Annotated in this window: 8 protein-coding genes; all 8 read right to left on the minus strand. The window is 40.3% G+C overall.

The annotated features are described in order from the left end of the window. Positions 1-40: 40 nt before the first annotated feature. The 8 genes from CL667_02450 to CL667_02485 all read right to left on the minus strand — a co-directional run bounded on the left by CL667_02450 (position 41) and on the right by CL667_02485 (position 11729). Positions 41-1816 carry an antibiotic ABC transporter ATP-binding protein gene (locus CL667_02450; protein MAL16546.1) on the minus strand — a complete coding sequence of 592 codons (1776 nt, stop codon included), beginning with the start codon at positions 1814-1816 and terminating at the stop codon, positions 41-43. A 12-nt stretch (positions 1817-1828) separates the two neighbouring features. After that, complete coding sequence (locus tag CL667_02455; protein ID MAL16547.1) at positions 1829-3133, minus strand: ribonuclease Z; 1305 nt, start codon at positions 3131-3133, stop codon at positions 1829-1831. A 67-nt stretch (positions 3134-3200) separates the two neighbouring features. After that, positions 3201-4943, minus strand: a complete 1743-nt coding sequence (locus CL667_02460) for a hypothetical protein (GenBank protein ID MAL16548.1) — start codon at positions 4941-4943, stop codon at positions 3201-3203. A 94-nt stretch (positions 4944-5037) separates the two neighbouring features. Continuing rightward, complete coding sequence (locus CL667_02465) at positions 5038-6069, minus strand: hypothetical protein (protein ID MAL16549.1); 1032 nt, start codon at positions 6067-6069, stop codon at positions 5038-5040. 45 nt (positions 6070-6114) lie between these two features. Further along, positions 6115-7485, minus strand: coding sequence for an ATPase (locus CL667_02470; GenBank protein ID MAL16550.1), 1371 nt, complete (start codon positions 7483-7485; stop codon positions 6115-6117). A 245-nt stretch (positions 7486-7730) separates the two neighbouring features. Further along, on the minus strand, positions 7731-8390 hold the full coding sequence (locus tag CL667_02475; protein ID MAL16551.1) for a DNA-binding response regulator: 660 nt from the start codon (positions 8388-8390) through the stop codon (positions 7731-7733). A 64-nt stretch (positions 8391-8454) separates the two neighbouring features. Then, positions 8455-11340 carry a hypothetical protein gene (locus tag CL667_02480; protein MAL16552.1) on the minus strand — a complete coding sequence of 962 codons (2886 nt, stop codon included), beginning with the start codon at positions 11338-11340 and terminating at the stop codon, positions 8455-8457. 41 nt (positions 11341-11381) lie between these two features. Further along, entirely contained in the window at positions 11382-11729 is a 348-nt protein-coding gene (locus CL667_02485; protein ID MAL16553.1) for a hypothetical protein, read from the minus strand. Between the last annotated feature and the right edge of the window lie 267 nt (positions 11730-11996).

Below are 11996 nucleotides of genomic sequence, written 5' to 3' on the forward strand. Positions count from 1 at the left end.
TTAACATCCCAACCAAAATAAATGGTTTGTTTGTAGAATACTATTCGGCTACCAGTTGATCTTTATACTGTAGCTCATAGAGCTTCTTGTAAATTCCAACGTCCTGAGATATAAGTTCCTGATGACTTCCTGACTCCCTTATTTCTCCTTTATGCATTACCAAAATTCGATCTGCATGCTGAATGGTTGAAAGCCGGTGTGCAACTACAACGGATGTTCTTCCTTCCATCATGAGTTTACTCGATTCTGTTACCAATGCCTCAGTCTCGGAATCAACACTTGAGGTTGCTTCATCTAAGATCAAAATTTCAGGGTCATAGACTAAAGCTCTCACAAAACAAATTAGTTGGCGTTGGCCCATAGAAAGTGACGCTCCTCGCTCCTGAAGAACGTAATCGTAAGCGTCTGGCAATTTTTCGATGAAACGGTGAGCTTCAACTTTATGCGCTGCCTCTCTTACTTGTTCACGGGTTATTTCAGGGTGACCAAGAGTAATGTTTTCAAATATAGAACCGGAGAATAGTGCATTATCCTGAAGCACAAGACCGAAGTGTGAACGTAGGTCACTCAGCGTTAGGTCTCTGATATCTGTGCCATCTAAAAATATGGTTCCTTTTTGGATATCGTAGAATCTCATCAACAAGTTAATGATGGTAGTTTTACCAGCACCGGTAGCTCCTACAATGGCAATATCATCTCCGGGTTCAGCTGTAAAGGAAACATCTTTTAATACCCAGCTTTCTTCATCATTATATTTAAACCAGACATTCCTGAACTCAATTTTACCCTGCGGGTTTTCAATTGTCTTAGGTGATTTAGTCTCCTCAACATCAGTTTCTGTATCTAACACATTAAATATTCGTTCTGAAGATGCCAATGCCGACTGGAGCGTATTGAACTTTTCGGAGAGCCCTTGGATTGGACGGAAAAACTGGCGTGCGTATTGAATAAAAGCCAGTAATACACCAAAAGTGACCCCATCCATGAGCGCCCTGGCTCCACCATACCAAACAATAAGAGCCATAGCCAAACTAGCCGTTACTTCAACAATCGGCCAAAAAATGGCGAAGTAGAAAATGGTTTCGATATACGCATCGCGGTGACCGGCATTAATTTTCTCGAATTTCTCTCGCTGCTTTTCTTCCCTGTTAAACAGCTGAACTACATCCATCCCATTAATATGCTCCTGAACGAATGAATTGAGCTGGGAGATTTTGTCTCTGACTTCAAGAAAAGTAACCCTGACTTTAGCTTTGAACCAAAAAGTAGCGTAAAACAGAATTGGCAGAACCGTCAGCGTAACCAGCGTTAACTCCCAATTCATGCTAAACATGAAATACAGGATAAATATGATCCTAAATAAATCTCCAATAATGGTTACCACCCCATCTGATAGAAGCTCACTGAGTGCTTCAATATCACTGGTTGTACGGGTGATTAGGCGACCAATTGGGTTCTTATCAAAGAACTGAACATTCAGGGTTTGAATCTTTTTGAATACGGTATTCCTGAGTGAATACAAAGAATTTTGACCAAACCAGCGGGTGATATAGGTATTGAAAACCAATAGTATAAATTCCCCGAGCAAAGCCCCTCCGAGTAGCGTAATAATCCACCAGAGCCCTTCAAAATCATCCGTGGCAATGTACTCATCAACTGCAATTTGAGTCAGTTTAGGGCGGATAGTCCCCAGGTATGACGCAGAAAGCGTTAGAGCGATGGCTAATAATACATACCATCGGTAGGGTTTTAGGAAAAAATAAAGCCGCCGAATGAGAGTGCTATCGACGGCTTCTGAGTTTTGTTTTTTACTCACAAGTAAGTTTAATTAAAATCTGTCGAAGTCATCATAAGAAGATCTTGGAGTGATCTTTCTAGGTGAACTTGAGGATGAATCGGAGTCATCTTTCTTGCTCTTAATGTTGGAGCTGTAGGTGCTGCTTCCATATGTTTTGCGTTTATAATTTCCGCTTTTCCCACTGTTGCTTCCTGAGCGACTTGATCCGCTGCTTCCTCGGCTATCCCGTGAACTACCACTGCGGCTGTCTCGTGAGCTACTTCGGCTACGGCTTGAACTTCCACCTTTTCGGCTTCGGAAATTTTTCTTCCCTCCACTTTTGTGGTTCTTACGCCCTTTATAGTTGCTTTTACCACCACCGGATTTATTATCCAGCTCTGTAATCTCAACTTTAGGTGTAATAATTCCACGCTCGTGAGTTGGATCTGTAAAGATCGGTCGAAGTTCATTTGCTAGCCAGGCAGGGTAAAAACCTTCCCGAGCTTCCTTCAATAAATCATGGGCGTTGGTATATCGAGCAGAAAAATGACCAATCACCAATAATTTTGTCTGAGCTTCTGTAGCTACACGTGCCGCATCTGCAGTGGATGAATGCCCGGTTTCACTAGCCTTGTCGTCTAAATCTTTACCAAAAGTTGCTTCGTGATAAAGGATATTAGTATTCATTGCCAGTTTAACAGCATTGGGCGCGTATTCAGTATCAGTTACATAGGCAAAACTATCACCTGGTCGTGGATGCCCAACAATATCTTGAGATTTTACAACGGTTCCATCCTCAAGAGTAACGTCGTTTCCATCTTTGAGCTCTTTATACTGCTCATCCTTTGAGACGCCCATCTTCTTAGCCTTATCGGCGTCGACTTTTCCGGGACGATCTTTCTCCTGAAAGCGAAATCCAACACAAAACTTAGTGTGATTTAATGGACGTGCTTCCACGTAATATTCTTCTGCATCAAAGACCCGTTCTTCTTCAATATCTTCTTCAATTTCATGGAAATTGATCTCGTAAACAGGATCTATCTTAGAGAACTTTAGATTCCATTCAACATATTCTTTGATGCCTTTCGGACCTATAATTGCAAGTGGCTTATCTCTTCTTTGTAATTGAAGCGTGGCTAGCAGGCCCAATAATCCTGAAAAGTGATCAACATCAAAATGTGAAATAAAAATTGCTTCAATTTTTGATCTTTTGATACCGGCTTGCAACATGCGCATTTGTGAGTTTTCACCACAATCGAAGAGGAATACACTGCCTTCTCTCCATAGCGCTACTGAGGGTAAATGCCTTACGGCTGTTGGGGTTGCCGATGCTACTCCTAAAGGTACTACAATCATTGTTTTTCTCCCGTAATGTATGATTTTGCCGGGGCTTTGCTTTCATACAAATGGCCCCGATGAATTTTTATATTTCTGCCAATTCTTGTTCTAGTATTTGCTTGTTGTACATAGCAGTATATCTGCCTTCGTTCGCCAACAATTTCTCGTGTGTTCCTGATTCTACAATTTGTCCATCTTCCAGGTAATAAATTTTATCCGCATCTTTGATTGTAGAAATCCGGTGACTAATCATAATAGTCGTCCTTCCGTTTAACTCTTGCCTGAGGTGCTTTAGTATCGCTTCTTCTGTTTTTGTATCGACTGCACTCAGTGAATCATCAAATATTAAGATTTTGGGGTCTTTAATCAAAGCTCTTGCGATGGCTGTCCTCTGCTTTTGGCCACCCGATAATGTTATGCCCCGCTCGCCAAGCATAGTCTTAAATTTTTTCTCAAAATCCAAAATATTATCTTTTACCTGTGCTTTTTCTGCAGCGGTCTCAATCTCCACTTCTGAGGCGTCTGTAGCTCCAAAAGCAATGTTATCACCTATGGTGTCAGAGAATAGGAAAGTTTCTTGTGGCACAAAGCCAATGGCATTCCTTAAACTAGCTAAAGACCAACTTTTTATATTCTCACCATCCAAAAGAACTTCTCCCTCTACAGGATCAAATAATCTTGGGATGAGCTGAACGAGGCTGGTTTTTCCGGAGCCAGTTCTGCCTACAATGGCAATATTTTCACCGGACTTCACTTCAAAACTCAAGTTCTTAAGAACCATTTCATCCATACCCGGATATTTGAACCCTACATTTTTGAATTCCAGATGACCTTTAACTTCCTCGTCAATTTTATCTTCAGTATTCTTGATTTCAATCGGTTCTTCCATCAGTTCCTGAATACGGTTCCAAGATGCTAAAGAACGCTGAAAACGATTCGTGGTGTAACCCAGAGCAGCAACAGGCCAGGTTAGATAAGCTACATAAATGAGGAATTCAGCAATATTACCTATCGTTATGGTTCCTTCAATAACCATCTCTCCGCCTTTCCAAATCACAATTAATAGAGAGGCGCCGATCAGGAAATTAAGTGCAGGATGGAAAAGGGATTCAATCATGTCCAGACGAAGCTTCTTCTTGCGATAGCTTTCGCTTTGTTCTTCAAACCGCTGTTGCTCATGCTCAATACGGTTATAAGCTTTGATAAGTCGAATAGCTGAAAAAGTCTCTTTAGCCCGACCGGCTAACACCGAGTATTGCTCCTGAATGATAGTAGAGTGATCATGAATATATCCGGTAATCCAGTAAGCGAATACAGAAATTAGAGGAAGCGGTATAAGTGCCCACAGGGTAAGCTCAGGATTCACCAGAAACATCATTGTAAGTACAAATCCGGCTCTTGTGATAGTATTGATGCTATACATGATAACCGGACCATAATAATCTCTCACCTTACCCACATCTTCCGTTGCCCTTACATACGTTTCTCCGGATGAATTTTCCGCAAAATAACGTTGAGGTAAGTTCATCAGCTTTTTAACAATATCATTCCTGATATCAAACTCTACCTTTCGAGAAGTAACGATAAGAGTCTGACGGGTAGCAAAGAGCAGAATACCGTAAAGCATCACAGTCCCAATCAGAATTAAGGAATTGGTAGCCAGTATTTGTGAAGCTTCTGTAGAGAATAAGGTTTCTACGATACTTGACGGAACTTCGAAGCCTTCTTCCCCAAGCGCTTCAACCTGATCCATAGTTCGGCGGATAAGAACGGGAATCCAAACCAGGAAAAAATTAGATGCCGTCAAAAACAGAGCTCCGAATATCATCGTGCTCTTGTACTTTTTTAAATACTTATTCAGTTCTTTTACAGCACCCAAACCTAATCCGGTTTTATGGCTTTAATTGTTTAATCCTTCCAAACTAATCAGCGTATTGCTCGACCCAATGTCTTCCGAGTTTCAGCCCGGATAGGTAAGCCGATTCAACGGTGTTACCATTCATATATCCACCAACCAAGGCTAGCGCTGTGTCGTTTCCTTTAATTTCCATAAAATCGTGAGGAAGCGGGTTTACTGCTCGGCTGTATCTCCAAAAGTGAAGTTGTTTCCAGTCGGCCAATGCTACCCAGCCTCCCAAGATCTCAGTGAGTCGATCAATGATGATCTCTTCTACCTTTACACGGTCGCTGTTGATATGTTTTTTAGCAAATTCTGAGGTGGTATGAATGACCAATGAATGAGCATTACCATTCTCTCTTTTTGTTGATTCGTTTGAAATAAACTGAATGATATCATCTTCGCATTCAAGTGCATTCCAGTCAGGCATTTCAGTACCATCAAACCCGGCAAGCAGTGAAAATTGTGACTCATAGACCACTTCATCAATTTCTCGAACCAATTTCAGTGTTTCGATTTCATCTATTGTAGTGTTCAACAGTGCATAAGCCTGACGAGCTGGTGCTGAGATAATGACTGCATCTGCACTTTCTGTCAATGCTGTTGGGAAGTTCAACATCCAGCTTTTCTTTTTGCGTCTGTTTTCGCCGATATGCGTTAACCCACCTACCTTTTCTTTGAGGTGAATATCAAGATTACGCCCCAGATATTTACCGATGGTATTCATCCCTTTGGGCGCATAATAATATGGGGATTCGTTGTCTCGGAAGGTTATTTCCCCTTCTTCATCTCTATGAGCATAATTTCCTTCCCATGCTGTTAAAATCCCTTTCGAAGATAATTCACTAACAAGACCCTTAAATTCTTGTGATTCTGCAGTAAAGAATGAAACTCCGTGGTCTAACTTTTCCTGGTTATTCTTACCGGCATATCGTGTGGCTAAGCGTCCGCCGTAGCCACCACTTTTTTCATATACCACCACTTCATGGCCGGCATTAGCTAACTCTCGTCCTGCTGTTAATCCTGAGATTCCTGCTCCTATTACCGCAATTTTCATCTTTATCTAATTGTGTTGAACCGAATATGGATTCAACGGTTATCTTTATTCAATTTCAAAAACTGTAACTCTTGGCGTAACGGCTTTCTTATCCAAAAGTGCCGGCCAATATGCTACAACATCGCTGGCTTTTGGCCGCCCTCCGGCAAAACCGGTGACACCACTCGGGCCAGTTAAGATAAGAGGTGCAATCTCCATCCCAAAGCGATTTAAATCATTTTTGCTTTGCCCAGAAACCGATACCCTCATCTGAATTTCATCATACTCTGTATCAAGAGCTTCTTTAGTTATCGGTTCTTCGCTATTTCCATTAAAGCCAATATACTCTTTATTGAATTCTGTAAATGATAAGCCGAGTGCCTCTGCCCTTTTCTCAAGTATTTCGGCGCCTTTAATTGCTTTCTTTAGAGCGTCAGGCCAACAGTAAACTAACGTGGAGGATAGCTTATAGCCATCATTGTAGCTTGCTGATACTTTATAGGTCGGAGTATCGGGATGCCCTTTGATGCCGGTTATCTTAACGCGATTCTTCCCAGTCTCTTCTACCTTAACAGAAGTGAAATCAGCAATCACATCGGGTGTGATGTATTCGGCCGGATTCCCGATTTCATACAAAAGCTGTTCCTTTACGGTCATCTCGCTAACAAGTCCGCCGGTGTTCTCGTGCTTGGTTACAAAAAAGTCTCCGCTCGGGTACGCTTCAATTATTGGAAACCCGATATCGGTGAAGTCTTCTACTTTTTCCCAATCTGTGAAATTACCACCTGATACCTGAGCTCCACATTCTATGATATGTCCTGCAATAGTTCCAATTGCCATCTTGTCAAAATCATTGGCTTCCCATCCAAATTCGTGAATCATTGGAGCAAGAGTGAGACCCGTATCTGTTACCCTTCCCGTAATAATTACATCAGCTCCTTCCTTAAGAGCCTTTACAATGGGCTGACATCCAAAGTAGACGTTAGCACTGAGCAAGTCTTCTTTCACTTCTGAAATTGGACGGTCATCATCCATGTTCTTCAAAGTGTGCCCATCAGCAATTAGTTCATCAATATTACTGAGGATATCATCACCGTCAACTACTGCAACTTTTAAACCTGTATAGCCTTTCTCTTTGGCGATTTTAAGAATTTCATCTTTACAAGCTAAAGGATTTACCCCGCCGGCATTGCTAATAACTTTAATACCGTCATTCTTAATTTCAGGTAAAACCTGTTCAACCACGTTTACAAAATCTCTTGCATACCCCCACTCAGGGTTTCGCATGCGCTGTTTTTGCATGATGGACATGGTTACCTCAGCCAGGTAATCCATTACTAAATAATCAATAGGTCCTTTTTTAGCTTGATTGACGGGGGCGTTGGGAAGATCACCCCAAAAACCTTGTCCCGATGCAATACGAATAAATTCTTTCATAAAAGCTGCGTGGTTGATACATCTGAAATTCGCGTTGAATATCGGGATATTTTCACTGCATGTGAAATAAAAAAACCCCGCCTTTTTCAAAAAGCAGGGTTTAATCTATTAGGTTAGTTATGTCTTGGAAGGACTAACTGATTCAACATAAAAAAACTGTGGCGTTTAATAACCGCATGATGATGTGGTTTTGAGAAAATAACTGAATTTAAACAGCCTGAATACCTAAGAAATAGCTTCTTATTCTAATTCGTACCAGGATTAATTAACTTTTTGCTGATGCCTTTTGCAATTGCTTCAGAGCGTGAATGAACTTCCAGTTTTTGATAGATATTGCGGATATGGTGGCGAACTCCATCAACCGATAAAAATATCTTCTTCCCTATTGCAGCATATGATCGGCCTGTTGCAAGCTGTTCTAAAATCTGGAGCTCTCTATCGGAAAGTTCTTCTTCTAAATCTGCGGCTCTTTGGAAAGTAGCAATAACCTTCCGTGCTATATTAGGTGTAATGGGTGAGCCTCCGTTTTGGGCATCACGAATAGCGTGTACTAGTTCATCAGGAGTAACTTTTTTCATCAGGTAGCCAACAGCTCCTGCTTTTAGCGCGTCAAAGATGTGGTCATCATCGTCATGTACAGTAGCCATTATAATGTTAACATCGGGATGATGCTCCCGCATGTATTTTACACCCTCGATGCCTGTCATTCCAGGCAAGCCAATATCCATAATTGCCAAATCAATCTTATTGATTTGTTCAGATTCAAAGGCCTCTTCACACGATCCAAAAGTTCCTATAACCGTTAAGTCTTTTTCATGATCAATAAACGTTTCCCATCCCTCTCGCATGTATTCATTGTCTTCAATTATTCCAACTTTTATCACGGTAAGCTTATTTGTATTAATGTTTTCCCTGTTTCAAATATAGGATGTAATGCTACGAATCCCACTACATACCTATGTGGTCTTACTACAAAGGGACTTTCAGAATCCAGCGTGTTCCAAAACCTTCCGAAGTTTTTAAGGAGATCTCACCCTTAATCTGATCTACTCTTTTTTGAATATTAACCAATCCGTTTCCTTTTTTCACTTTATCGACATCCATTCCCTGCCCATCATCTTGTACAACAAGCTTAAGTGTTCCTTGTTCATTTTTCAGGATCACATCCAGGTTCTTTGCATCAGAATGACGAACTGCATTGGTTACCATTTCCTTAAAAATCAGCCAGAGGTGCTGGCGAAACTGCATATCCAGTTTTCCCGGAATGTATTCATCAATTTTAAGACTGTATTCTATTTCTTTGCTTTCTAAAAGGTCGGAAGCAAATCGCCGGCATTTAGATAAGAATCCCTGCCAGTCATCATGTTCAGGGTTAATTGCCCATACAATATCTGAGATCTTCTCTTTGGCATCTCCCGCACTGTTGGCAATAAGATCCACGAACCGATTTTTGTCCTTGGTGACAGAATCACTTTTTATAGCTTGTGCAAAATAGCTGATACTGCTCAGGGTGGCACTAACCTCATCATGAAGGTCGCTGGCAATATTGTTTCGAATACGCTGAACCCTCATAATTTGGTTAATCCTGATTTTATAAAGCATATATAAAAACCCGGCAACCCCGAAAGTATAGAGTAAATACGCCCACCATGTTCGATACCATGGGGGTAATACTTCAAAGGAGAAGGACTCCGATTCACTCACAACATCAAAAATATTACGTGCCTGTACTTTAAAACTGTATTCTCCTTCAGGAATATTGGTATAGTCTTTTTGCGTTTCAGAGGTCCAATTAGACCACGTTTGATCAAACCCTTCTAGTCTAAATCTATATTCGGTATCCTCCGCTTTAAAGTAAGAAGCGGCAGCATAGGTAAACCGGAGTTCATTTTCACTGTATCTAAGAACAGGCTTCTCAGTTTCACTCCCTCCATTAATCAAAGAGTCGTTGCGTACTAACACTTCATTTATTTGAAGATGATCTTTTTCCAAGGAATCAAACCTGTCGTTCTTTTTAAAGCTAACTAACCCGTCTCCGGTTACATACCAAATAACTCCAGTTCCGTCTGCATAAATTCCATTACTCTGGGGTTTATCAATTAACTTGAGAGCTGCTTCATACATCTTATAAGTCCCATCAGGTTGTAACAAAGCTCCTTGATACTCTCCTGCAGCCCTAAACCATATATCTCCATCAACGTCCTCTTCTGCCCAGAAAAATTGGTTTGTGGTATCCGAAAAAAATTCTCCATATCGCTTATCCTGAACAAATTCTCCAGTTTCAGGATCTAAAGTTTGTATACCCTTACCCCAGGTTAAAAAAGCAGGAGCACCATTTAAATCAGTTACGTGAATTCTCCGATCATCTTCACCATTCTCTATGTCCAGAAAAAATGAATCAACTTTATGGCTAATAACTTGATCACCCTCCCATTCCAGCACAACTTTAGTCAATCCCGAAGTTGTACTTCCAACCCAAATTTGGTTAAGGTCATCTACATAAACAGAAACCGGTATAGAAACATCTGCATCAATTTCATAGATCGGCTCAATGCTATTTCCTGTTTCTTTTCCAATCCATATTCCCCCTTCATACGCTAATACAAAAACATCTTTATCACTAAGCTTATCGAATTTTAACACATCTTTATTTACAATTTCTTGGTACCCATCTAAAGACTTTTTGTAAAGGTTCTCACCACAAACAACATATAGCGCATTTTCTATCTCTTTTATCTGTCCACAACTTGCACTAAACTCTGTCTTCTCAACTATACCTTTCTGATCAAATTGATACATGCCTTCCGATGAAGAAATGAAGAAAGAGTTGTTAAATTTCAAAATATCATACATAGAGCCTTCAATACCCATTCTCTCATCGAAACTTCTTAATGGAAGTCCAAAATCAATTCTTGAAATCCCAGCCACTGTAGCCGCCCAAACACTACCATTTCTATCTTCATAGACTCCATAAACGGTATTGCTAATTAGACCACTTTCAGTATCAATAATATTTAATATTTCTCCCTCTGCACTAAGATGTACAACCCCACCTGTTCGGGTAGCAATAGCAATTGTACTGTCCTGAAGGGCGATGGCTTCATCTAGAAAGTTATCTTCAAAATACTGATCAGCCTCTGTATGAAAGGGTTCAAAGTTTTGCCCATCATAAACAAAGCATTTTGAGCTACTGCAGTAGAAGTCAGAATCCCCAATTTCAAAGAACCCAAAAAAACTTCTTTCAGCGAAGTATTCTCCACCGGGAACGAGGCTAAGAGTATTGCCTTTTAATTCTTTTATACCCTCTAAGGCATCCCGTACAAAAACACGATTGGCTCTGGTATGGATAGACGAAAACCAGACATTGGGTTTGATTGTTTGAAGAGAATCACCGTCATAAGTAATTAACACTGATCCGGATTGGAAGTAAAGATTGTCACCCTGAGAAGCTAGATCAAAGATTCGACCAATATCCAGAGAATCCGGCACCAGATTTCTAAGTGAGAAATACTCAGTGGTTGCTTCACCGGCTGATGTTGGTTTACCTAAGTATCCAAACTCATCCGTACCACCAACAAATACTTTGCCGGAGCTGGTAGCACTAATTGAGTAAGATCGCCCATTGGGAATACTGATTTTTTTCCAGTTTACCCCGTCATACCGAATGACGTTCTGAAGGTTTGAAAAGTACAGCACTCCATTTGAATCTTCAGCAAATGCCCAATTCTGACTATGCCCATCATATTCTTCCGGGGCATAGTTTCGAATATTTGGCAATCCCTCTTTAAACCCTTGTGCCGTAGTAAAAAGAGGGAATAAAAGGAACATTGTAAAAACAGATAGAAGTGCTTTCATAAAAAGTAACCGTTGCTACTTATTTCCGGTTATTTTTCTCCTTATGGTCTACCTGATTGTGGTGGGTCTACATCCACATCATGACTGTCCAAAACTTCCTTATTATTTTTACTTAATTGAAAGTTAGTAACCTGAAATATATAGGTATCCTTAAAATCATTATCAGGATCTTTGGGAATGCATTGAATGAATCGAAAGATGAGATTTGTGTTACAACTTAGTTCAAAACCCTGACCATTTGGTACTCTAAAAGCAACATATTTGTCTTTGTCTTGAAAATCACCATGTGTTTTTTTCTTTAGGTTTTTAAACTTGAATTTAGAACTCAAGCTACTGACCGCCCCGATCTCTATATCTGTATCTAGTTTATTAAATAAATCAATTTTCATTGGTTCAATCTATTGTTTGGGTTGAATTAAGTGTCATGAAATTTGCAAGAACATTCAATACATGATTATGCGGTTGAAGTACGCTTTAAATTGGTAGTAAGTCAAGCGAATGCAAGAACCTATTTTTCACTACTCTTTCTAGCAAGCACCCTTTTTTGGTTGTTAGAGAACCAGAAAAGCGCTTACAAATTTAACTTGACTCAATTAGTTAAGATTTACACATTGCAACATTATGTAATCATTAAACTACATAGTCAGGTAGTGAAC

The sequence above is a fragment of the Balneola sp. genome, assembly GCA_002694685.1.
Taxonomy (GTDB): Bacteria; Bacteroidota; Rhodothermia; order Balneolales; family Balneolaceae; genus Gracilimonas.

What these genes read in the sequence shown, in the direction of transcription:
- CL667_02455 (MAL16547.1), bottom strand. Translation starts at nt 3,133, where the DNA reads ATGATTGTAGTACCTTTAGGAGTAGCATCGGCAACCCCAACAGCCGTA.
- CL667_02460 (MAL16548.1), bottom strand. Translation starts at nt 4,943, where the DNA reads ATGATATTCGGAGCTCTGTTTTTGACGGCATCTAATTTTTTCCTGGTT.
- CL667_02465 (MAL16549.1), bottom strand. Translation starts at nt 6,069, where the DNA reads ATGAAAATTGCGGTAATAGGAGCAGGAATCTCAGGATTAACAGCAGGA.
- CL667_02470 (MAL16550.1), bottom strand. Translation starts at nt 7,485, where the DNA reads ATGAAAGAATTTATTCGTATTGCATCGGGACAAGGTTTTTGGGGTGAT.
- CL667_02480 (MAL16552.1), bottom strand. Translation starts at nt 11,340, where the DNA reads ATGAAAGCACTTCTATCTGTTTTTACAATGTTCCTTTTATTCCCTCTT.
- CL667_02485 (MAL16553.1), bottom strand. Translation starts at nt 11,729, where the DNA reads ATGAAAATTGATTTATTTAATAAACTAGATACAGATATAGAGATCGGG.